Origin of the sequence: Rothia kristinae NBRC 15354 (assembly GCF_001570865.1) — a bacterium.
Taxonomy (GTDB): Bacteria; Actinomycetota; Actinomycetes; order Actinomycetales; family Micrococcaceae; genus Rothia; species Rothia kristinae.
Genome location: NZ_BCSM01000001.1, coordinates 113,814 through 136,390, shown reverse-complemented (window position 1 = coordinate 136,390; position 22,577 = coordinate 113,814). Strand labels below are relative to the sequence as shown.

Sequence of the window (22,577 nt, the reverse complement as noted above, 5' to 3'; positions counted from 1 at the left end):
TCCTCTCCCCGTCTGGGAGAGTCGCACGTCGAGCTGTCGGACCCTCACCCATCCGGTCGTCGACCGTGTCGCGAGACCCCTCGCGTCATCTCCGCGGACACCGCGTCCTCCCCACGAGCACGCGCTCCCATCGTCGCCGCTGCTGAGGTCCATCCCGGCCCGACGCCAGGCCCACCCACCCGCACCGACCGTCCCGCAGCCCGCGGGAGCCGTGCGGGACCGATGCCCCGACGCCGCCTGCGCCGCGGGCACGCCACCATGAACTTCGGCTTGGGGCGCCATCATCGAAACAGCCCCAGGCCATGTCGAGGGGGAAGGATCCTTCGTGACCGAAACGACCGACCTGTCCACGGGTACGGACCAGCCGGGCGAGACCCCGGCCCAGGACTCCCGCGCCGCCGCGGGAGCCGAGCAGAGCCAGAAGGGCCAGGGCGGACTGTCCGCCCTGAAGCTGGCTCAGCTGCAGTCCCTGGCCTCCCAGCTGGGGATCACCGGCGCGCGCCGCATGCGCAAGTCCGCGCTGGTGGACGCCATCTCCGCGCACCAGCGCGGCTCCGCGGTCGCCGACCGGGAGAAGAAGGCCGAGCAGGCCGCCGCCGCGGCCGCCGAGGTCACCGGCCAGGACGCCCCGGCCGAGCAGAAGCCGGCGCGGCGCACCCGCTCCCGCCGGGCCGACTCCGCCCCGGAGACCGAGCAGTCCGGATCCGGCGCCGAGCAGGGCGGCGAGCAGAAGAGCGCCGAGCAGAAGGGCTCCTCCCGCCGCGGACGCGGGGGAGATGAGCGCTCCGGGGAGCAGGACGGCTCCCAGGACAAGCAGGAGAAGGCCAAGGGCCAGAACGGCCGCGGCTCCCGCGGCGAGGACCACGACGGCGGGCAGGACCAGCGCGAGTCCAAGGGCGAGCGCGGGCAGAACCGCCGCTCCCGCCAGGAGCGCAGCGCCGAGCGCGGCTCCGGGGACAAGGGCGGGGAGAAGCACTCCGAGAAGTCCGGCTCCGAGAAGAACCACGGGGACAAGGGCGAGGGCCAGCACGGCGGCGGCCGGAACGGCGAGTCCAAGGGCTCGCGCGGCAACCGCCGCGGCAACAACGGCAACAACGGCCCCGAGGATGATGACAACCGCCGGGGCGGGCGCAACCGCCGCAACCGCAACCGCAACGACCGTCGGGACCGGCGTCGGGGCCGCAACAGCGGGCCCGAGGTGGATGACACCGAGCTGACCGAGGACGACGTGCTGCTGCCCGTGGCCGGCATCCTCGACGTCCTGGACAACTACGCCTTCGTGCGCACCTCCGGGTACCTGCCCGGACCCAACGACGTCTACGTCTCCCTCGCCCAGGTCAAGAAGCACCACCTGCGCAAGGGCGACGCCGTCGTCGGCGCGATCCGCGCCCCCCGCGACGGCGAGCAGCAGAACAGCTCCCGGCAGAAGTTCAACGCGCTGGTGCAGCTGACCAGCGTCAACGGCAAGAAGCCCGAGGAGCTCACCGAGCGCGTCGAGTTCACCAAGCTCACGCCGCTGTACCCGAACGAGCGGCTGCGCCTGGAGACCGACCCGAAGAAGATCGGCCCCCGCGTGGTGGACCTGGTCTCCCCGATCGGGAAGGGCCAGCGCGGCCTGATCGTCTCCCCGCCGAAGGCCGGCAAGACGCTGATGCTCCAGTCGATCGCCAACGCGATCAAGGAGAACAACCCCGAGGTGCACCTGATGATGGTCCTCGTGGACGAGCGTCCCGAAGAGGTCACGGACATGCAGCGCACGGTCAACGGCGAGGTCATCGCCTCGACCTTCGACCGCCCCGCCGATGACCACACGACCGTCGCGGAGCTGGCCATCGAGCGCGCCAAGCGCCTGGTGGAGCTGGGCCACGACGTCGTCGTGCTGCTGGACTCGATGACCCGCCTGGGCCGGGCCTACAACCTCGCCGCCCCTGCTTCCGGCCGGATCCTCTCCGGTGGTGTGGACTCCGCGGCGCTGTACCCGCCCAAGCGGTTCTTCGGCGCGGCCCGCAACATCGAGAACGGCGGCTCGCTGACCATCCTGGCCACCGCCCTGGTGGAGACCGGATCGCGCATGGACGAGGTGATCTTCGAGGAGTTCAAGGGCACCGGCAACATGGAGCTGCGCCTGTCCCGCCACCTGGCGGACAAGCGGATCTTCCCGGCCGTGGACGTCAACGAGTCCGGTACCCGCCGGGAGGAGAACCTGCTCTCCCCGGACGAGGTCAAGATCATGTGGCGCCTGCGCCGCGTGCTGGCCGGGCTGGATCAGCAGCAGGCCCTGGAGGTGCTCACCTCCAAGCTGCGCGACACGCCCACCAACGTGCAGTTCCTCATGCAGGTGCAGAAGACCACGCTGGGCTCCAAGTCCGACGACTAGCACCACCCGATGACGCCGGCGCCGCATCCCGTCCCCTTCCGCGCGGACGAGATCGCGGCGTCGGCGTCCTCGCGTCCGCAGAGCGCAGCCTTCGGGCGCGGAGCCGACCGAGCCCCTGCCGGGTTCATCCGGTGCGATACTGGACCCGCCCGACGACCCACCCCCCGATCCGTCCGAGGAAGCCATGTTCGAATCCATCCAGACCCTGCTCGATGAGCACCAGCAGCTGCAGCGCCAGCTGGCCGATCCGGCCGTGCACGCGGATCAGGCCAAGGCGCGCAAGCTGGGACGGCGCTACGCCGAGCTGAACGGGATCGTCGAGGCCCACCGCCGGGTGCAGGGCCTGGAGGAGGACATCGAGGCCGCCCGGGAGATGGCCCAGGAGGACGCGGAGATGGCCGCGGAGCTCAAGGAGCTGGAGGCGCGGCTGCCCGAGGCCCAGGAGCGCCTGCGCCGCCTGCTGATCCCCCGGGACCCCGACGACGGGCGCGACGTCATCCTCGAGGTCAAGGGCGGGGAGGGCGGGGCCGAGGCCGCGCTGTTCGCCGCCGACCTGCTGCGCATGTACGCCCGCTACGCCGAGTCGAAGGGGTGGAAGACGGAGATCATCTCCGCCAACGAGTCCGACCTGGGCGGGTACAAGGACGTGCAGATGGCCGTCAAGGGCCGCTCCAGCGACCCGGCCGAGGGCGTGTGGGCCCACCTGAAGTACGAGGGCGGGGTGCACCGCGTGCAGCGGGTGCCCGTCACCGAGTCCCAGGGCCGCATCCACACCTCGGCCGCCGGGGTCCTGGTGTTCCCCGAGGCGGATGAGCCCGAGGAGATCGAGATCAACCAGAACGACCTGAAGATCGACGTCTACCGCTCCTCCGGACCCGGCGGGCAGTCCGTGAACACCACGGACTCCGCCGTGCGCATCACCCACCTGCCCACCGGGATCGTCGTGGCCATGCAGAACGAGAAGTCCCAGCTGCAGAACCGGGAGGCGGCCATGCGCGTGCTGCGCGCCCGGCTGCTGGCCTGGCAGCAGGAGCAGCTGGACGCCGAGGCCTCCGAGCACCGCCGCTCCCAGGTCAAGACCATGGACCGCTCCGAGCGGATCCGCACCTACAACTTCCCGGAGAACCGGATCGCTGACCACCGCACCGGGTACAAGGCCTACAACCTGGACACGGTGATGAACGGGGAGCTGGAGCCGGTCATCCAGTCCGCGATCCAGATGGACGAGGAGCACCGGCTGGCGGCCCTGGGCCACGAGGACTGACCCCGTGGGCCCCGAGCACCCGCGTCCCGAGGCCGCACCCGGGACCGACGTCGCGCCGGCGGACCCGGAGCCGGCCCTGGCCCCCGGGGCGCCGCTGTCCGCGGGGCTGCGGTGTGCGCACCGGCTGCTGGCCGAGGCCGGGATCGCCTCCGCCCGGGTCGACGCCGAGCTGCTGGCCGCGCACCTGCTCGCCGATGCCGAGGGCCGCGCGCCGGGGCGAGGGGAGGTGGCCGCCGGGGCGATCACCGGGCGGTTCACGGTGCCCGCGGGCTACGCCGAGCTCATCCGACGCCGCGCCGCCCGGGAGCCCCTGCAGCACCTGACCGGGCGCGCCCCGTTCCGCCGGCTCGAGCTGCTCGTCGGGCCCGGGGTGTTCGTGCCGCGCCCGGAGACGGAGGTGCTGGTCGATGAGGTCAGCGCGCACCTGGCCGCCCGCCGCGCCGAGGCCCAGGGCTCTGAGGCCTCCGGCTCCGAGCCCCCGGGTTCTGAGAGCGCGCCCGACCCGGCCCCGCTGGTCGTCGACCTGGCCACCGGCTCCGGGGCGCTGGCCCTGGCCGTGGCCCAGGAGAACCCCGGGACCCGCGTGATCGGCGTCGAGCGCTCCGAGACCGCCCTGGCCTGGGCTGAGCGCAACGCCCGGCGCGTCGCACGGGAGCACGGGGTGCGCATCGACCTGCGTCGGGAGGACGCGCGTGATGCCCTGCCGGGGGCGGAGGGCACGGTGGAGGCGATCGTGACCAACCCGCCCTACATCCCCGAGGACGCCGTGCCGCGGGACCCCGAGGTCGCCCGCTACGATCCCCCCGAAGCCCTCTACGGCGGCTCCCCGGACGGCCTGGCGATCCCGACGGCGTTCCTGGAGCGGGCCGCGCGGCTGCTGCGCCCCGGCGGGCTGCTGGTCATGGAGCACGCGGAGGTCCAGGCCGGAGCTGTGGCCGCCCTGTTCCGCGACCGCGGATTCCATCGGGTGCGCACCGTGCGGGACCTGACCGGCCGGGACCGGGCCACCGCAGGGCTGGCCCCGGGATACCCTGGAGAGCGCGCGGAGTCCGCGCACCCCCGAGACGAAAGAGCATCTGCACCGTGAGCGCCACCGTGTACACCACCGATACCGCCGAGGACCGCACCCGCGCCCTGGAGAGGATCAGGGACCTGCTGGCCGGGGGCCGCACCGTGGTGATCCCCACCGACACCGTCTACGGGATCGCCGCCGACGCGTTCTCCCCGGGGGCCGTCTCCCAGCTGCTGGCCGCCAAGGGCCGCTCGCGCACCATGCCCCCTCCGGTGCTCATCGCGGATCCCGGGGTGCTCGACGCCCTGGCCGAGACCGTCCCGGAGACCGGCCGGGCCCTGGCCGAGCGCTTCTGGCCGGGGGCGCTGACCCTGATCGTGCGCTCCCAGCCCTCCCTGAACTGGGACCTGGGGGAGACCCGGGGCACCGTGGCCCTACGGGTGCCGGGGGACGAGCTGACCCGCGAGCTGCTGCGCGCGACCGGTCCCCTGGCCGTCTCCAGCGCGAACCGCACCGGGCAGCAGGCCGCGACCGACGCCGTCGAGGCCATGGCGCAGCTGGGCGAGCGGGTCGAGGCCATCCTGGACGGCGGCCGACGCCCGCTGGGCCGCGACGAGCAGATGCCCAGCGCGCAGGTCGCTCCCTCCACCATCATCGACGTCACGGGCGATCAGCCCGTGGTGGTGCGCACCGGCGCCCTGGACCTCGCCCTGCTGCGCGAGACCGCCCCGGATCTGCTGACCCGCGAGGAGCACGAGAGGATCCTGCGGGCGGAGGACCCGGCGCAGGGTGCGAGCGGCTCACCGGATCCGGCCGAGGGTACCCCTTCCGGGGCCGCGAGCGACGAGCAGGGCCCGGAGGACCCCGAGAGCGGCGGGGCCGACGCCGCGACGAGCACCCGCGGGCCCGGCGACGGTCCGCGGGCGGAAGCCCCGGAGCCGGGCAGCCTCACCCAGAGCCTGCTCGGCACGGGAGGCCCGAGCTCGGGTGCCGCGGTGGATCAGCTGCGCACCCGGGAGGCCGCCGCGGCGGGGCCGGGAGCCGGGTCCGCCCCGGCCGGGCAGCGCGTGGACCCCGTCTCGGTGCAGCGGGCCCGCGCGCTGTTCTTCGATCCGCCCGCCCGGGACTGACGCGGCCTCACCGGCCGCGTCGGCTGACGCCCGCGGCCTGGTGGGCCTGGCGCAGCACGGACCCCACGTGCCGCTCGGGCAGCAGACCGTGCCGTTCGGCCCAGGTGTCGTCCTGGTCCTGGCCGAACCAGGCCAGCTCGACGCGGCGCACCGCCGCGCGCAGGCGGTCCCCGGACAGCCCCGAGGCTGCGTAACCGGCGCGCACCAGCAGCCGGGCCAGGGGAGCGGGGATGCGATGCGGTTCGCGCCGTCCGGCGTCCCGGATCACCGAGGCGGTGGTGGCACCCTCCCACGGCTGCAGCAGGATCTCCGGCAGCGGCTCCTCCCGCAGTCCCGCGGCCACGATGAACTCGGCCAGCGCCTGCACCGAGGTGACCGGGGTGTGCTGGGTGCCGGAGCCCGCCACCGAGGCCAGGAAGGACCCGGCGAAGCGGGCCAGCGCCGTCGTGGTGTCCCGCCCGGATCCCTGTACGGAGGTGGCGCGGATGATGCACAGCTGCGCGGCGTGGTCCCCGGCCACCTGGGCCGGACGCGAGCTCGGGGCGGCCGGGTAGTCCGAGCCGGCCGAGCCCGGAGCGGCCCCCACCTTGGCGGTGGCCGTGATGAACTCGCGCAGCCGCAGCAGGCAGTCCTCTCCCAGGGCCTTGGAGAAGGAGTAGGCGGAGAAGGGTGAGGTGTCGGGGGAGGCGTCCAGGCGCGGCCGGGCGCCCTGCACCGCGGCCGAGCTCAGGTGCAGCACCCGAGTGACCCCGGTGCGCTGAGCGGCCACGGCGACGACGGCAGGCAGCAAGGCGTTCGCCCCGACCAAGGGCGGCAGCTCCTGCTGTCCCGGCGCCGCCAAGCCGGCGGCGTTGACCACGACCTCGGCGCCGGCGAAGGAATCCGCGAGGTAGTCGATCACCGACTCCAGGCGACGGGCTTCGGCGATGACCTGCCCGGCCCCGGTGGCCGAGGTCGCCAGGCGGGGTGCTGCGACCGGGGCGGCCCCGATGCCCAGCTGCTGCAGTCGGGTCATGGTGGCCGATCCGACGAAGCCCGTGGCCCCCAGGACGCGCCAGGTGCTCTGGTTCATGTGGTCTCGCTCTCCTCATATGCGGGCCTCGACCCGGGGGGCTGCCGGGTGAGGTCACGCTAAACTGGTGATCTGCAGCGGGGGTCCGCGCTGTGCCGGCGGCTCAGCCGGCGCGGCCGGAACGCCCTGTGACCACCTTACTGACGTACACGCCTCTTCGGGCGCCCTTGGTCCGGGGTTCGCGCGCCGGCCCAGCAGGGGCAGTCCGAGCCCGCGCACGGGCGGGCCGAGGGGAGAGGAATCCGACGTGCCAGCTGCCGCGCAAGAGCATCCCGCGCGACCCCGCCCCGAGGGCCAGGAGCCCCGGGTGGTGGCGGTGGTGGTCACCTACGACCGCCCCGATCTGCTGCGCCTGACGCTGGCGGGCATCGACGGGGCGCGGATGAGGCCGGCGGCCGTCGTGGTGGTGGACAACGCCTCCGGTCCGCAGACCGCCCGCGTGCTGGCCGAGCACCGGGGGAGCGTCCCCCTGGACGTGGTGCGCCTGGAGCGGAACCTCGGCGGAGCGGGAGGCTTCGCCGCGGGCATCGATCGGGCCCTGCACCGGCACGACGCCGAGCTGGTGTGGGTCATGGACGATGACACCGAGCCCCAGCCGGACACGCTGGCCGAGCTGGTGCGCACCTGGCGGGACTACGCCGAGGACCCGACCCGCCGCCCGGCCTTCGTGGCCAGCCGCGTGGTCTGGACGGATGGGCGCGAGCACCCGATGAACTCCATGCGGGAGCGGATCCTGCCCGGCGCGGCCCGGCGCCGCCGGGCCGCGCGGGTGGGGGCGCGCACGATCCGCTCGGGCTCCTTCGTCTCCCTGCTCATGGACGCGACGCCGATGCGCCGCACCGGGCTGCCCCTGGCCGAGTACTTCATCTGGAACGACGACTTCGAGTACTCCACGCGCCTGGCCCGCTTCCGCGACGCGGTGCAGGCCCCCGCCTCCGTGGCCGTGCACCGGACCAAGACCTTCGGGACCACGGATGCGGATCCGGGCCCGCGGTTCTACTTCGACGTGCGCAACAAGCTGTGGGTGTTCACCCGCAGCGCCTCGCTGGCGCCGTGGGAGAAGGTCCTGTACTTCGGGGCGACGCTGCGGCTGTGGCTGCGCACCTTCCGCGGGGCCTCGGATCGGCGCGTCGTGGCGGGGCGCCTGCTGCGGGGCGTGCGCGACGCGCTGCGGGCCCCGCGCCCGACCGACGAGGTCCTGCGCGGCTGCTACGACCTGCGCCGACACGCGGTGCCCGGCGAACGTGAACCCGAGGTTGACCCACAAGCTCAGGTGGAGGATGAGGTTTTCTCGGTGCTGATGCCGGTCTACCGCGGAGACACCGCGGAGGGTCTGCGCCGGGCCCTGGAGTCCAACCTCTTCGAGCAGCGCCTGCGCCCCTCCCAGCTGGTCCTGGCCGAGGACGGCGCGCTACCCGAGGACCTGCATGCGGTCATCCGCGAGGTCACGGCCCGGGCGCGGGAGGCGGGGATCGACGTCGTCGTCCTGCAGCGGACCGAGCACCGCGGTCTGCCGAGCACGCTCAACGAGGGGCTGTCAGCGTGCACCCATCGGGTGGTCGCCCGGGCCGATGCCGATGACGTCTCGCTGCCCGAGCGCTTCGCCCGTCAGGTGCCGCCGGTGGTCGAGGGGCGGTACACGGTGCTCGGGGCCGGCCTGCGCGAGGCCGATGCGAGCCTGACCCGGATCGAGGCCGAGCGGCGCATGGAGACCGATCCCCGGCGGATCCGGCGCGCGGCGCGGCTGCGCAACCCCCTCGCGCACCCGACCGTGGTCTTCGACGCCGAGGCGGTGCGCGAGGTCGGCGGCTACGAGGAGGTCCCGGGGGCCGAGGACTACGCCCTGTGGATGCGTCTGCTGGCCCGCGGAGACCGGGTGGGCAACCTGCCCGAGCCGCTCGTGGTCTACCGCGCCGGGGCCGCGGCCTGGGATCGCCGCGGGGGAATGGGGGCGCTGCGCCGGGAGCTGCTGCTGCAGCGGCATCTGCGCGAGGCCGGGCACATCGGCCCGGCGACCGCGCTGCGCAACGTCGTCGTGCGCGGCGGGTACCGTGTCATTCCGAGGGCATGGCGCATCCGCGCCTTCCGCGCCCTCATCGGCTCCGGTCGCACGCGGCGCGGACTGCGCGGCGGTCAGGGGCCGGCCACCGAGGGAAGGGAGCAGCCGGCATGACCGGGACGGGAACGTCATCGGAGGCGGCGGTCGCCTACGAGCGGCCCCGGGCGTGGCTGTGGACGCAGATGCTCCTGGACTCCGCCGCGTGGATCGTGGCGGTGCTGCTGGGGCTGTTCCTGCGCTACGAGATGGATTACGGTCTCGTGCACGTGCCCGGTCTGATCGCCGTGGTGGTGCTCGCGGTGGTCGCGCAGATGATCGCCGGCGCCCTGTTCGGCCTGTATCGGGGGCGCTACAGCTTCGGCAGCTTCGACGAGGCCAAGGCCCTCATCCTGGTCACCCTCGTGGTCACGATCGTGGTGCAGGCCTTCCTGCTGATCCTCGGGGTGTGGCTGCACATGCCCCGCTCCATCGGCCTGATCGCCTTCCCCTTCGCCTGGCTGTTCATGGCGGCGGTGCGCTACCTCAAGCGCATGTACGTCGAATCCAAGTCCAAGCCCAGCGAGCACGCTCCGCACGCCGTCGTGTACGGGGCCGGCTTCCTCGGCAACACCCTGGTCACCCAGATGCTGCAGGACAAGGACTCCCCGTACCTGCCGGTCGCGATCATCGACGACGACCCGGCCAAGAAGCACCTGCGCATCAGCTCCGTGCCGGTGGCCGGGAACCTCACCGATCTGCCGGCGGTGCTGCGCCGGGAGCGGGCCCAGGTGCTCATCATCGCGATGGCCGACCCGGACCCCGAGCTGATGCACCGGATCCGCGAGGAGCTCGGTGATGCCCAGGTGCGCATCCTCACCGCCCCGCCGCTGAAGGACATGTTCGGCGCCTCCGCGCGGCGGGCGCTGGATCTGCGCGACATCCGCCTGGAGGACATCGTCGGGCACCGACCCGTGGACATCAACGTGGAGGGCATCGCCCGCTACCTCACGGACAAGCGCGTGCTGGTCACCGGCGCGGGCGGGTCGATCGGCTCGGAGCTGTGTCGGCAGATCACCCACTTCGCCCCGCGGGAGCTGATCATGCTCGACCGCGACGAGTCCAACGTGCAGGCCACCCAGATCTCCATCACCGGCCGGGGCCTGCTGGACGGGCCGGACACGGTGCTGGCCGACATCCGCGACGAGGAGGCGCTGCGCCGGATCTTCCGCCAGCGCCGCCCCCAGGTGGTCTTCCACGCCGCGGCCCTGAAGCACGTCTCGCTGCTGGAGCAGTACCCGGACGAGGCGTGGAAGACCAACGTCCTGGGCTCGCGCAACGTCCTGCAGGCCGCCGCGGAGGTGGGCGTGGAGGTCTTCGTGAACGTCTCCACGGACAAGGCGGCCAACCCCACCACGGTGCTGGGCCACTCCAAGCGGATGGCCGAGAAGATGACCGCCTGGATGTCCCGGCACGCCGACGGACGCTACACCTCGGTGCGCTTCGGCAACGTCTTCGGCTCCCGCGGGTCCATGCTCCCGCTGTTCACCGAGCAGATCCGCCGCGGGGGCCCGGTGACCGTCACGGACCGGGAGGCCACCCGCTACTTCATGACCATCCCGGAGGCCTGCCAGCTGGTCATCCAGGCCGGGGCGATCGGTCAGCCCGGGGAGGTGCTGATCCTGGACATGGGCCAGCCGGTGCGCATCTACGACATCGCCCGGCACCTGATCGAGATGAGCGGGCGCCACGATGTGAGCATCGAGATCACCGGCCTGCGTCCGGGGGAGAAGCTGCACGAGGAGCTGATCGGGGACGGGGAGCGCGGCGTGCACCGCGGCCACCCGCAGATCTCCCACACGGACTCCCCGCAGCTGGACCCGCGGCGCCTGGATCGCCACGAGTGGAAGCTGCGCGGCAACATGCCCGTGACCCAGGAGCTGCCCGTGCTGGATCCGCCCGCCCCGCGCATCGAGGTCGACGACGCCGCCTCCGGGCCGGACACGGAGCCTCCGGACCCGGGGGCTCCGGCCGCGGACGCGCCGCGGCGGTGATCCCGATGCAGCCATCGCTGATCCTGCTGCCCGGCGGCCTCGGGCTGGTGCTGGGGGCCGTGCTGCCCCTGGCCGTCCTGCCGCTGCTGCGCCGCCTGGGCGTGCTGGACATGCCGGGGGAGCGCTCCTCCCACGCGGTGCCGACCCTGCGCGGGATGGGTCTTGCCACCGCCGCGGCCGCCCTGCTGGGGGCGCTGGCCGGCCTGGTCCTGGGCCTGGTGCCGGTGGACCGCTCGGTGATGCTCGTGGTGCTGACCGGGATGGTCGCGTGCGGAGTGCTGGGCTGGCGGGAGGACTCCGCCGGGGTCTCGGTGCGGGTCCGGGCGGCCGCCCAGCTGCTGATCGGCCTGGCGGTCACGCTGGGCCTGACCCTCGTGCTGGGCACCGGCTACTGGTGGATCCCGGTGGGGGTGCTCGCGGTGGCCGGCTACATCAACGTCGCGAACTTCATGGATGGGATCAACGGGATCTCCGGTCTGCACGGGCTGACCGCGGGGGTCTTCTACGCCTACGCCGGGTGGGTCACGGACCACCCCTGGCTGGTGGTCGCGGCCAGCGCGATCGCCGGGGCCTACCTGGCCTTCCTGCCCTGGAACCTCTGGGGCTCGCGGGTCTTCCTGGGGGACACCGGCTCCTACTTCCTCGGCGGCTCCCTGGCCTGCTGCGCCGTCGGGGCCTTCCTGTCTGGGGTCTACGTGGAGTACCTGCTGGGCCCGCTGCTGGTCTATCTCGCCGACACCGGCACCACGCTGCTGCGGCGGATCCGCCGCGGGGAGCCGTGGTATCGCCCCCACCGGCAGCACGTCTACCAGCGGCTGACGGATCTGGGGCTGTCCCACCTGGGCTCGGCGGCGGTTGTGACCGCCGCGACCGCGGCCGTGTCCGCGCTGAGCATCTGGTCCCTGGATCTGAGCCGGCCCGCGGCCGCCGCAACCGGAGCGGGGGCCGTGGCCATCCTGGGGCTGTACCTGAGCCTGCCGACGTTGCTGACCAGGCTGCGCCCGGCGCGCGCCCGCGGGGAATCCGCGTGAGGGCGCCGATCTGGCACCGCACACCCCGCCAGAGCCGCACCCCGCTGGCCGACGCCGCCCTGGCGGCCCTGGGCGACGTCGCCGCGGGCAGCCTGGTCCTGGCCGCGGCGGGGCTGCTGCTCGGCGGCAGCGAGGCCGCGGTCTCCGCCCTCGCGGGCGGGGGAATCGTGCTGCTGGCCGTCGCCGCGAGCTGGGCGCTGGTGCGGCTGGTGGGCGAGCAGGGCAGTCGGGCCGCGGCCGCCCTGCTGATCGCCTACCCCGTCAAGGTCCTGCTGGCCGGGGCGCTGCTGCTGGTCGTCCCGTGGCCGCAGGAGGGATCCCGCGGCTGGTTCCTGGCCGGTGCGGTGCTCGGGGTGGTGCTGATGCTGGCGGCCGAGGTGATTGCTGTGCGGCGGCTGCGGATCCCGTACTTCGCACCGGCGGGCACCCCTCGGGGATATCGTGGTGATCCGGAACGGGAGGGTCGAGCATGAGGAACGCATCGCAGTCGGAGCCGCAGGAGCCGCCGCTGGTGCCGCGCAGCTCGGAGGATCTGCGCAGCGCCGGGGACCTGGTGCGCCAGGGCGGGATCGCCGGGGCCTTCATGACGCTGATCTACCTGGTGATCGGCACCGGGTTCTGGAGTTTGGTAGGCTGGGGAGCGGACCACCTGTTGGGCACGCGTTGGATCGTGTGGCTCGGCGCCGGCGTGGGAGCCTGCGCCGGCATCTACCTGGTCTACCTGCACATGCGGCCCACGGACGACGACGCCCCCGGGCGCCAGCCGTGACCGCAGTGATGAACATCAATCAAGTGTCGAGGTCCTCGCCGTCGCGTGCCCTGACACCACGCCGTACCTGCTGAAAGGATCCGCAGTGCTGGATACCGGGCTCGTTCTCGCGGCCTTCGAACCGCCCACGGTCGAGGACATGCATCTCGCCCCGTTCTTCCACGTCGGCAGCTTCGACTTCGGCAAGCAGACCCTGCTGGTGCTCCTCTCGGTCGTCGTCGTCGCCGCGTTCTTCCTGGCCGCGGCCCGCAAGCACGCGATGGTCCCGGGGCGGATGCAGTTCGTGGGGGAGGCCGGCTACGGCTTCGTGCGCAACTCCCTCGGCCGGGACCTGATCGGGGCCCACCAGTTCAAGCCCTTCGTGCCGGTGCTGTTCACCTCCTTCTTCTTCATCCTGGTGAACAACCTCTGGGGCTCGATCCCCTTCATCCAGCTGCCGGCCTTCTCCCACATCGGCGCGGCCTACGCGATGGCCGGCTTCGCCTACATCTTCTGGGTGGCCGTGGGCATCAGGAACAAGGGCCTGGGCGGGTTCTTCAAGTCCATGACCATGCCCTCCGGCGTGCCGTGGCCCTTCTACATCATCCTGATCCCGCTGGAGTTCCTCTCCAACCTGATCATCCGGCCGATGACCCACTCCCTGCGTCTGTTCGCGACGATGTTCGCCGGGCACCTGGCGCTGATGATCGCCGCGTACATGCTGGGCTTCCTGCTCACCGAGGGCGGGGTCGGCGGCTGGCTGACGGCCCCCTTCGCGGCGGTGTTCGGGCTGTTCCTGTACTTCCTGGAGCTGATGATCCAGGTGATCCAGGCCTACGTCTTCACCCTGCTGTTCGCCGTGTACATCCAGGGCTCCGTGGCCGAGGCCCACTAAGACTTCCGGCGCTTCGCGCGCCGGTCTGCGGGAATCCGCCGGAGCGGATCCGGTCTTCCCGCCCCTACGTACCCGCCGCTTGCGGCACCAGCGCCCGGCACCCGTTCCCGGGCACGATGAAAGGAAACATCCCATGGTAGGTTCGCTCAGCGTCATCGGCTTCGGTCTGGCAGCGATCGGCGGCGGCATCGGCGTCGGCCTGATCTTCGCCGCGTACATGACCTCCGTGGCTCGCCAGCCGGAGTCCCAGCGCGTGCTGCAGCCCATGCTGTTCCTCGGCTTCGCCGTGGTCGAGGCCCTGGCCATCCTGGGCTTCGTTCTGGCCCTGATCAAGTAGCCCTCCGGCTGCGCTTCAGAGCCGAACCGTCTAAGAACAGGAGACACCCACATGTCTGATCTCATGGCCGCGGAGGAGGGCAACAACATCCTCCTCCCGGACGTCTGGGAGATCGTCGTCGCGCTGCTCGGGTTCTTCATCCTGCTGTACATCGTCTGGAAGTACATCGTCCCGGCCTTCGAGAAGATCTACCAGGACCGCACCGAGGCCATCGAGGGCGGTCTGAAGAAGGCCGAGAAGGCCCAGGCCGAGGCGGCCGCCGCCCGCGAGGAGTACAGCCAGCAGCTGGAGTCCGCGCGCCTGGAGGCCCAGAAGATCCGCGAGGACGCCCGCGAGGAGGGCGAGAAGATCCTCGCCGAGTTCAAGGAGCGCGCCAACGCCGAGGCCGCGCGCATCACCGAGAGCGCGCAGCGGACCATCGAGGCCGAGCGCTCGGCCGCCATGGTCTCCCTGCGCACCGAGGTCGGCAGCCTGGCCACGGATCTTGCGGGCAAGATCGTCGGGGAGTCCCTCGAGGACGACGCCCGCTCCAACCGGGTGGTCGACCGCTTCCTGGCTGATCTGGAGGCCTCTCAGCAGCGCAACGCGGGAGTGAGCCGCTGATGGCCGGCGCATCGGGGCAGTCCCTGCGGGATCTGGTCGAGGCCTTCGATCAGCGCTGGGCCGCGGATGCCAGCACCACGACGGCGGAGGAGCTGTTCTCCGTGGTCGGCGTCCTGGACGCCGACGGAGCCCTGCGCCGGGGTCTGACGGATCCCTCGCGTCAGCCCGAGCAGCGCCGCGGCATCGCCGCGACCGTCCTGGAGGGCAGGGTCTACCCGGTGGTGCGCGAGCTGGTGGCCTACGCCGCCCGGCTGCGCTGGAGCGCCGAACGCGATCTCGCCGATGCGCTCGAGCACCTAGGGGCCGTCGCCGCGGCCGCCGTGGCCGCGCGCCGCGGTGGTCAGGAGGCCGTCACCGAGGTCGTCGAGGATCTGCTGCGCTTCGTCGCCGTCGTGCAGGAGGATCCGCGGATCCAGTCCGCGCTGACGGATGCCCGCGCGGGCGAGGAGGCTCGACGCCGCCTGGCCGAGCGGATCTGCCCGGTGCGCTCGGAGGAGGCGCGGCTGCTGATCGACCAGGCCGCGGCTCACCCGCGCGGGCAGGCCCCGGACGCGGTGGCCCAGCGCTTCGCCGATGCCCTCGTGCATCTGATGCGCCGCTCCATCGCCAAGGTCACCGTCAGCCACCCCCTGGATGAGTCGCGGCGCCAGCGCCTGGCCCGGGCCCTGTCTCGGGTCTACGGCCGGGAGCTGACCCTCGACGTCGTCGTGGACCCGCAGATCCTGGGCGGACTCAAGGTCCAGGTCGGGGACGAGGTCATCGACGGGTCGATGACGGCTCGGCTGGCGGACCTGGATCGCACCGTGACCGCGTCCTGACGCATCGACCACCTTCCGACACGGGAGGCCCGCGGACCCGCCGCTGAGGCAGGCCGCACCGGCCCCCACCCGACAGACCACACGGATCCTCCGCCGCGGCGGATCGATCCACGACTACAGGAGAGCAGGGACACGAGATGGCGGATCTGACCATCAATGCCGATGATGTCCGCAGCGCGCTGAACGAATTCGCGGCGTCCTACGAGCCCGGTGAGACCGACCGGGTCGAGGTCGGGCGCGTGACCAGCGCGGGCGACGGCATCGCCCGAGTGGAGGGGCTTCCCTCCGTCATGGCCAACGAGCTGCTGCGCTTCGAGGACGGCACCCTCGGCCTGGCGCAGAACCTGGACACCCGCGACATCGGCGCGATCGTGCTGGGCGACTTCACCGGCGTCGAGGAGGGCCAGGAGGTGCACCGCACCGGGGAAGTCCTCTCCGTGCCGGTCGGCGACGCCTTCCTCGGCCGCGTGGTGGACCCCCTGGGCCACCCGATCGACGACCTCGGGCCCATCGAGTCCGAGGGCCGCCGCGCCCTGGAGCTGCAGGCCCCGGGCGTGACCCAGCGCAAGTCGGTGCATGAGCCGCTGCAGACCGGGCTGAAGGCCATCGACGCGATGATCCCGATCGGGCGCGGCCAGCGCCAGCTGATCATCGGCGACCGCCAGACCGGCAAGACCGCCATCGGGATCGACACGATCCTGAACCAGAAGGAGAACTGGGAGACCGGGGACCCGGAGAAGCAGGTGCGCTGCATCTACGTGGCCGTGGGTCAGAAGGCCTCCACGATCGCCTCGGTGCGCCAGACCCTGGAGGACAACGGCGCCCTGGAGTACACCACGATCGTGGCCTCCCCGGCCTCCGACGCCGCGGGCTTCAAGTACCTGGCCCCCTACGCCGGGTCCGCGATCGGGCAGCACTGGATGTACGGCGGCAAGCACGTCCTGATCATCTTCGACGACCTGTCCAAGCAGGCCGAGGCCTACCGCGCCGTGTCCCTGCTGCTGCGCCGTCCGCCGGGACGCGAGGCGTACCCGGGCGATGTGTTCTACCTGCACTCCCGCCTGCTGGAGCGCTGCGCCAAGCTCTCCGACGAGCTCGGCGCGGGCTCGATGACCGGCCTGCCGATCATCGAGACCAAGGCCAACGACGTCTCCGCGTTCATCCCGACCAACGTCATCTCCATCACCGACGGGCAGATCTTCCTGCAGTCGGACCTGTTCAACGCCAACCAGCGTCCCGCCGTGGACGTGGGCGTGTCCGTGTCCCGCGTGGGCGGTGCGGCGCAGATCAAGGCGATGAAGAAGGTCTCCGGAACGCTGAAGCTGGACCTGGCCCAGTACCGGTCCATGCAGGCCTTCGCGATGTTCGCCTCGGACCTGGATGAGGCCTCCCGCCGCCAGCTGACCCGCGGCGCCCGCCTGACGGAGCTGCTGCGCCAGCCGCAGTACACCCCGTACAACGTCGAGGACCAGGTCGCCGCCATCTGGGCTGGCACCAACGGCCACCTGGATGACCTGGAGGTCTCCGACGTCCTGGAGTTCGAGCAGCGGTTCCTGGAGCACCTGCGTCGGAACACCTCCGTGCTCACCGACATCGCCTCCAGCGGCAAGCTCGAGGACGCCACGGTGGAGGCGCTGAAGTCCGCGGTGGCCGAGGTCAAGCGCGACTTCGCAGCCGAGGGCCCCCACGGGGGCGGGATCCAGCCCGGCCACGAGGAGCACGCCCCGGTGGAGCGCTCCGAGGTGGACCAGGAAGAGATCGTCAAGCGATGAGACCTGACGCGGAGCGGGCCGCTGGACGGCCCGCCCCGCCTCGGGGCTGAAAGGAAGCTCTATGGGAGCCCAGATCAGGGTCTACCGCCAGAAGATCTCCTCGACGTCGTCGATGAAGAAGATCTTCAAGGCGATGGAGATGATCGCGACTTCGCGGATCAACCGCGCCCGCACCCGCTCGGACAAGGCCGGCCCCTACGCCGACGCCCTGACCCGCGCGGTCGCCGCGGTGGCCTCGCAGACCTCGATCAGCCACCCGCTGATCAACGACGACAAGCCCTCGCGCCGCTCGGCCGTGGTCATCATGACCAGCGACCGCGGCCTGGCCGGGTCCTACTCCGTCAACGTGCTGAAGAAGGCGGAGGGCCTGATCGAGCGGCTGCGTCGGGATGGGCGCGAGGTGGAGCTGTACCTCGTGGGTCGCAAGGCCAAGCAGTACTTCGATTTCCGCGAGCGGCCCTACGAGAAGGTGTGGTCGGGCAACACCGACAACCCGGACGTGGAGACCGCCGTGCAGATCCGCGACGCGCTCCTGGAGCGCTTCGACGCCGACTCGGCCGAGGGCGGGGTGGACGACCTGCACATCGTCTACACCGAGTTCGAGTCCATGGTCTCCCAGCAGGCCCGCATCCTGCGGCTGCTTCCGCTGAAGGTCGTCGACGCCCAGGAGCTGGGCGAGGAGATCCTGCCCGGCGCCGACGCCGCCGACGCGGACTTCTCCCAGACCCCCAGCTTCGACTTCGAGCCCAGCGCCCAGGAGGTCCTGGACGCCCTGCTGCCCCGCTACATCGCCACCCGGATCTTCTCCTGCCTCCTGGAGGCCGCCGCCTCCGAGCTGGCCTCGCGCCAGCGGGCCATGAAGTCCGCCGGGGACAACGCCGACGAGCTGGTCAAGAAGTACACGCGCCTGATGAACAACGCCCGCCAGGCGGAGATCACCCAGGAGCTGTCCGAGATCGTCGCCGGCGCGGATTCCCTCGCGTCCTAACCACCGTTTTTTCGTCCCAGCACGTTCCAAGAGGTAAGTGATCACATGACTGCCACCATCACCGAGTCGGTCAGCGGATCGACCCAGGGCGGCGTCGGTCGCGTCGCCCGAGTCATCGGGCCCGTCGTCGACGTCGAGTTCCCCGCCAACCAGATCCCGGACATCTACAACGCCCTGACCGCCGAGCTGACCATCGGCGGGAAGACCCGCACGGTGACCTTCGAGGTCGCGCTGCACCTGGGCGACAACCTCGTCCGGGCCATCTCCCTGCAGCAGACCGACGGCCTGGTCCGCGGCACCCCGGTCCAGGACACCGGGGCCGCGATCTCCGTGCCCGTGGGCGATGCGGTCAAGGGCCACATCTTCAACGTCCTGGGCGACGCCCTGGATGTGGACAACGACGAGATCAAGGCCGAGGACCACTGGCCGATCCACCGCAAGGCCCCCAACTTCGCCCAGCTCGAGGGCTCCACCCAGATGCTGGAGACCGGCATCAAGGTCCTGGACCTGCTGACCCCGTACATCTCCGGCGGCAAGATCGGCCTGTTCGGCGGCGCGGGCGTGGGCAAGACCGTGCTCATCCAGGAGATGATCACCCGCGTGGCCCGCAACTTCGGCGGCACCTCGGTGTTCGCCGGCGTCGGGGAGCGCACCCGCGAGGGCAACGACCTCTGGGTCGAGATGGCCGAGGCGGGGGTGCTCAAGGACACCGCCCTGGTGTTCGGCCAGATGGACGAGCCCCCGGGAACCCGTCTGCGCGTGGCCCTGACCGGTCTGACCATGGCGGAGTACTTCCGCGATGTGCAGAACCAGGACGTGCTGCTGTTCATCGACAACATCTTCCGGTTCACCCAGGCCGGCTCCGAGGTCTCCACCCTGCTGGGCCGGATGCCCTCCGCGGTGGGCTACCAGCCGAACCTGGCCGATGAGATGGGTCTGCTGCAGGAGCGCATCACCTCCACCCGCGGGCACTCCATCACCTCGATGCAGGCGATCTACGTGCCGGCGGATGACTACACCGACCCGGCCCCGGCCACGACCTTCGCGCACCTGGACGCCACCACCGAGCTGTCCCGTGACATCGCCTCGCGCGGTCTGTACCCGGCCGTGGATCCGCTGTCCTCGACCTCGCGCATCCTGGACCCGCAGTACATCGGCCAGGAGCACTACGACACCGCGGTGCGCGTGAAGTCGATCCTGCAGGAGAACAAGGACCTGCAGGACATCATCGCGATCCTCGGCGTGGACGAGCTGTCCGAGGAGCAGAAGGTCACGGTCTCCCGGGCCCGGCGCATCGAGCAGTTCCTGTCCCAGAACACCTACACCGCCAAGCAGTTCACCGGCGTGGAGGGCTCGACCGTGTCCATCAAGGACACCATCGAGGGTTTCACCGCGATCTGCGACGGCGACCTGGACCACGTGCCGGAGCAGGCCTTCTACAACGTCGGCGGCCTGGACGACGTCGAGAAGAAGTGGGCCGAGCTCAAGGCCGAGGGCGGGAGCAAGTAGCCATGGCAGTGCTCAACGTCGAGGTCGTCACCCGCGAGACCGTCGTGTGGCGCGGGGAGGCGAAGTACGTGCGGGCCCGCACCGCCGATGGCCAGCTGGGCATCCTGCCCGGGCACGTGGCCACGATGGCGCTGCTGGCCGAGGACGGCGAGCTGGTCATCGACCCGGTCGACGGGCAGCGGCACACCTCCCGGCTGCAGGAGGGCTTCCTGACGGTCGCGCAGAACCGCGTGGTCATCGCCGCGAAGTCCTCCTCCGACGCCGAGAAGGAGCGCTCCGCGGCCTGAGCCCGGGCCACCGCCCCGGTTCCGACCCTGTTCAGAGGGCCAGGCGCCACCCCCGGAAGGGGAGTGGCGCCGGGCCCTCATGCGTGCCGCGGGGAGGGGTGAAGCGCTTCGAGGATGGGCCGGCCGGGACAGCGCGGACGAGGTCGGGCGGCCGGTGTGGTGCGCGGACGGGCCGGGTCAGAACAGCCGGGATTCGGCGTCGTCCACCCCGCGCAGGGCGTCGTAGTCCAGGGTCACGCAGCCGATGCCGCGGTCCTCGGCCAGGGTGCGTGCTTGCGGTTTGATCAGCTGGGCGGCGTAGATCCCGCGCACCGGGGCCAGCAGGGGATCGCGGTTGAGCAGCTCGAGGTAGCGGCTCAGCTGCTCGACGCCGTCGATGTCCCCGCGCCGCTTGAGCTCCACGGCCACGGTGTGCCCGGCGCCGTCCCGGGCGAGGATGTCCACGGGCCCGATCGCCGTGGGGTACTCCCGGCGGATCAGCGCGTAGCCGGGGCCCAAGACGTCGATCTGCTCGGCCAGCAGCCGCTGCAGGTCCGCCTCCACGCCGTCTTTGACCAGTCCCGGGTCCACCCCGAGCTCGTGGGAGGACTCGTGCTCCTTGGCGTAGATCCGGATGATGAGGCGATCATCGGACTTGGCGGCCTGGACCGTCCAGACCTCCGCGGCATCGTCGTCGAACTCGTGCTCGTCCGCGTGCTGCACGTGCACCGCGGCCGGCGGGGACATCCAGTTCAGGGGTTTGTAGGAGCCGCCGTCGGAGTGGATGAGCACCGAGCCGTCGGCCTTGACCATGATCAGGCGCCGGGCCAGCGGCAGGTGGGCCCTGAGCCGGCCGATGTAGTCCACGGAGCATTCAGCAATGACGAGTCGCACGGTCTCCCACTGTACAAGCGCGCGGGGCTTCGGGGATGTGCCACCATGGAGGCCATGTCCCGCTCGCGTTCCTCCCGCCCCCGTCGCCAGCTGGGCCACGGCAAGGCCGGACCCAGCAAGTGGCAGCGCAGCGCCCCGGGCGGCGGGGACATCTCCCGGGTCCTGGAGCCGGCCCCGCGGGTGGAGCGGGATCGGTTCGGCTCCTGGGCGGTGCGCTTCATCCCGGCGGTCAATGCGCGCAAGACCTACACCTGCCCGGGCTGCACCCGGCCCATCGCGCCGGGCACGGCGCACTGCGTGGTGTGGCGCACGGACCACCTTTTCGGCGACGAGCGGGGCATCGAGGAGCGCCGGCACTGGCACCTGCGCTGCTGGGAGACCCGCTGAGGCGGTCGTCGGCGGCTACCGGGCGTCCTGGCGCGGGACGAAGACCTCCCGGACCAGCAGCAGGCCCGAGGCGGCCACGGGGATCGCGATGATCGCCCCGAGCACTCCCCACAGGGCCCCGCCCCCGGCGACGGCGATCACCGCGACCGCCGCGGGCACGGCCACGGCCCGCTTCATGATGCGCGGGGAGATGAAGTACGCCTCCACCTGCAGGTAGGCGAAGTAGCAGATGGCGTAGACCAGGGCCGTCTGCCAGCCCTGCATCAGCGCGATGACGCTCATCAGGATCCCGGCGCTCACCCCGCCGACCAGGGGCACGAAGGCCAGCAGCAGGACCACGAAGGCGTTGAGCATCGGGAAGGGCAGGCCCAGGATCAGCATGAGCACCAGGGCGAAGCTCGCGTTGAGGATCGCCACGCAGGCCTGCCCCAGCACGTAGTTGCCCACCGAGGTGGTGATCCGCTCGGTCAGGTCGCCCACCCGCTCGCGTTTGGAGGCCGGGGCCAGGCGCACGAACCACGCCTTGATCACCGGCAGGGAGGCGAGGAAGTACAGGGCCAGGAAGAGCACGACCAGCGTCCCGGTGATCACCTGGGCGATCGTGGAGCCGGCGTTGACCAGGCTGTTGAGGAACCCGCCGATGATGTTGCGGTCGTTGAGCACGGAGTCCACGATGTGCTCCGCCTCGGCCTCCACGCGCCCGCGCACCCCCCACTGCCGGTCCACGGTGGTCACGAAGTCCGAGTCCAGGAAGCGCTGGAAGCTCTGCGGGAAGGACTGGACGAAGGAGACCGCCTGCCCGGCGATCGCGGGGATGATGACGGTGGCCAGCAGGGCCACCAGCCCCGCCAGCACGACGAGGACCCCGGCGACCCCGACGCCGCGGGGCAGGCCCCGCTTCTCCAGGGCCCGCACGGCCGGATCCAGGCCCAGGGCGATGAACATGGCCCCGGTGATCCAGCCGCCTAACGCCCCGACGTTGACCGCGACGTACCAGCACAGCAGGGCGATCCCGACGCCCACGGTGGCCATGAATCCGGCGTGCACGGGGCGGGCGAACAAGCCGGGCTCGGAAGGCTCCGGGGTCGATCCCGCGGTGGCCCAGGGAGCGGCGCCGGGGTCGGCCGCGGGCCGGTCGCGGGCCGCGGCGGCACCCAGGACCCCCTCGTCCAGGTGGGCCGCGGAGTCGGTGCGGGCCTGGGCTTCCGGTCGGGGATCCTCCGGGATGTCGAAGCGCGGGCGGGGCTTGGCCCCGGGGATGGCGGGGAACTCGGCGTGCCCGGGGTCCTGGAAGCGGTGGGCCAGGCGGAGCCGGTCCAGGATGCGGCGCAGGCGCGGGGACTCGGGACGCGGGGTACCGGGCACGGATCGTCTCCTCTTCGGAC

General features: G+C 71.9%; 21 protein-coding genes. 18 read left to right on the top strand and 3 right to left on the bottom strand.

Annotated features, from left to right (window positions below; all coding sequences use genetic code 11):
* Nucleotides 1-325: 325 nt before the first annotated feature.
* The 4 genes from rho (at nucleotide 326) to KKR01S_RS11075 (ending at nucleotide 5,783) form a co-directional block, all read left to right on the top strand.
* Nucleotides 326-2,377, top strand: coding sequence for a transcription termination factor Rho (gene rho / locus KKR01S_RS00655; protein WP_058730901.1), 2,052 nt, complete (start codon nucleotides 326-328; stop codon nucleotides 2,375-2,377).
* Nucleotides 2,378-2,561: 184 nt separating this feature from the next.
* Nucleotides 2,562-3,641: a peptide chain release factor 1 gene (prfA, locus tag KKR01S_RS00650; protein ID WP_061225017.1), complete on the top strand. Its 1,080-nt coding sequence runs from the start codon at nucleotides 2,562-2,564 to the stop codon at nucleotides 3,639-3,641.
* A 4-nt stretch (nucleotides 3,642-3,645) separates the two neighbouring features.
* On the top strand, nucleotides 3,646-4,728 hold the full coding sequence (gene prmC, locus KKR01S_RS00645) for a peptide chain release factor N(5)-glutamine methyltransferase (RefSeq protein WP_081101426.1): 1,083 nt from the start codon (nucleotides 3,646-3,648) through the stop codon (nucleotides 4,726-4,728).
* Entirely contained in the window at nucleotides 4,725-5,783 is a 1,059-nt protein-coding gene (locus tag KKR01S_RS11075; RefSeq protein ID WP_061225016.1) for an L-threonylcarbamoyladenylate synthase, read from the top strand. The genes prmC and KKR01S_RS11075 overlap by 4 nt, the downstream gene beginning before the upstream one ends.
* Before the next feature lie 7 nt (nucleotides 5,784-5,790).
* Here the strand turns inward: KKR01S_RS11075 and KKR01S_RS00635 are convergent, their stop codons facing one another.
* On the bottom strand, nucleotides 5,791-6,855 hold the full coding sequence (locus KKR01S_RS00635) for an NAD-dependent epimerase/dehydratase family protein (protein ID WP_058730903.1): 1,065 nt from the start codon (nucleotides 6,853-6,855) through the stop codon (nucleotides 5,791-5,793).
* A gap of 247 nt (nucleotides 6,856-7,102) precedes the next feature.
* Here KKR01S_RS00635 and KKR01S_RS00630 point away from each other — a divergent pair, with 247 nt between their 5' ends.
* From KKR01S_RS00630 to KKR01S_RS00570, 13 genes are all read left to right on the top strand, one after another.
* Nucleotides 7,103-9,028: a glycosyltransferase gene (locus KKR01S_RS00630; protein WP_061225015.1), complete on the top strand. Its 1,926-nt coding sequence runs from the start codon at nucleotides 7,103-7,105 to the stop codon at nucleotides 9,026-9,028.
* On the top strand, nucleotides 9,025-10,944 hold the full coding sequence (locus KKR01S_RS00625; RefSeq protein WP_081101425.1) for a nucleoside-diphosphate sugar epimerase/dehydratase: 1,920 nt from the start codon (nucleotides 9,025-9,027) through the stop codon (nucleotides 10,942-10,944). Before KKR01S_RS00630 ends, KKR01S_RS00625 begins: the two co-directional genes overlap by 4 nt.
* 5 nt (nucleotides 10,945-10,949) lie before the next feature.
* Nucleotides 10,950-11,975 (top strand): MraY family glycosyltransferase, encoded by a 1,026-nt coding sequence (locus tag KKR01S_RS00620; RefSeq protein WP_058730928.1) that lies wholly within the window; start codon nucleotides 10,950-10,952, stop codon nucleotides 11,973-11,975.
* Nucleotides 11,972-12,448 (top strand): hypothetical protein, encoded by a 477-nt coding sequence (locus KKR01S_RS10655; protein WP_061225014.1) that lies wholly within the window; start codon nucleotides 11,972-11,974, stop codon nucleotides 12,446-12,448. The genes KKR01S_RS00620 and KKR01S_RS10655 overlap by 4 nt, the downstream gene beginning before the upstream one ends.
* Entirely contained in the window at nucleotides 12,445-12,744 is a 300-nt protein-coding gene (locus KKR01S_RS00610) for an AtpZ/AtpI family protein (protein ID WP_061225013.1), read from the top strand. Before KKR01S_RS10655 ends, KKR01S_RS00610 begins: the two co-directional genes overlap by 4 nt.
* A gap of 139 nt (nucleotides 12,745-12,883) precedes the next feature.
* Nucleotides 12,884-13,618, top strand: coding sequence for a F0F1 ATP synthase subunit A (gene atpB, locus KKR01S_RS00605; protein ID WP_165590083.1), 735 nt, complete (start codon nucleotides 12,884-12,886; stop codon nucleotides 13,616-13,618).
* A gap of 133 nt (nucleotides 13,619-13,751) precedes the next feature.
* Entirely contained in the window at nucleotides 13,752-13,955 is a 204-nt protein-coding gene (atpE, locus tag KKR01S_RS00600; RefSeq protein WP_058730908.1) for an ATP synthase F0 subunit C, read from the top strand.
* Nucleotides 13,956-14,006: 51 nt separating this feature from the next.
* Nucleotides 14,007-14,558 carry a F0F1 ATP synthase subunit B gene (locus KKR01S_RS00595; protein WP_058730909.1) on the top strand — a complete coding sequence of 184 codons (552 nt, stop codon included), beginning with the start codon at nucleotides 14,007-14,009 and terminating at the stop codon, nucleotides 14,556-14,558.
* Nucleotides 14,558-15,376, top strand: coding sequence for a F0F1 ATP synthase subunit delta (locus KKR01S_RS00590; RefSeq protein WP_058730910.1), 819 nt, complete (start codon nucleotides 14,558-14,560; stop codon nucleotides 15,374-15,376). The genes KKR01S_RS00595 and KKR01S_RS00590 overlap by 1 nt, the downstream gene beginning before the upstream one ends.
* A 137-nt stretch (nucleotides 15,377-15,513) precedes the next feature.
* Nucleotides 15,514-17,148 (top strand): F0F1 ATP synthase subunit alpha, encoded by a 1,635-nt coding sequence (gene atpA / locus KKR01S_RS00585; RefSeq protein WP_058730911.1) that lies wholly within the window; start codon nucleotides 15,514-15,516, stop codon nucleotides 17,146-17,148.
* Between the two features lie 61 nt (nucleotides 17,149-17,209).
* Complete coding sequence (locus KKR01S_RS00580) at nucleotides 17,210-18,136, top strand: F0F1 ATP synthase subunit gamma (RefSeq protein ID WP_058730912.1); 927 nt, start codon at nucleotides 17,210-17,212, stop codon at nucleotides 18,134-18,136.
* A gap of 45 nt (nucleotides 18,137-18,181) precedes the next feature.
* On the top strand, nucleotides 18,182-19,645 hold the full coding sequence (gene atpD / locus KKR01S_RS00575; RefSeq protein WP_058730913.1) for a F0F1 ATP synthase subunit beta: 1,464 nt from the start codon (nucleotides 18,182-18,184) through the stop codon (nucleotides 19,643-19,645).
* Between the two features lie 2 nt (nucleotides 19,646-19,647).
* Nucleotides 19,648-19,932: an ATP synthase F0F1 subunit epsilon gene (locus KKR01S_RS00570; protein WP_061225012.1), complete on the top strand. Its 285-nt coding sequence runs from the start codon at nucleotides 19,648-19,650 to the stop codon at nucleotides 19,930-19,932.
* Nucleotides 19,933-20,109: 177 nt separating this feature from the next.
* On the opposite strand, the gene nucS is transcribed toward KKR01S_RS00570, so the two are convergent.
* Complete coding sequence (gene nucS, locus KKR01S_RS00565) at nucleotides 20,110-20,805, bottom strand: endonuclease NucS (RefSeq protein WP_061225011.1); 696 nt, start codon at nucleotides 20,803-20,805, stop codon at nucleotides 20,110-20,112.
* Nucleotides 20,806-20,859: 54 nt separating this feature from the next.
* Between nucS and KKR01S_RS00560 the strand changes: the two genes are divergently transcribed.
* Nucleotides 20,860-21,192, top strand: coding sequence for an Rv1322 family protein (locus KKR01S_RS00560; RefSeq protein WP_061225082.1), 333 nt, complete (start codon nucleotides 20,860-20,862; stop codon nucleotides 21,190-21,192).
* Nucleotides 21,193-21,207: 15 nt separating this feature from the next.
* Here the strand turns inward: KKR01S_RS00560 and KKR01S_RS00555 are convergent, their stop codons facing one another.
* On the bottom strand, nucleotides 21,208-22,557 hold the full coding sequence (locus tag KKR01S_RS00555) for an AI-2E family transporter (protein ID WP_224799709.1): 1,350 nt from the start codon (nucleotides 22,555-22,557) through the stop codon (nucleotides 21,208-21,210).
* Nucleotides 22,558-22,577 lie beyond the last annotated feature (20 nt).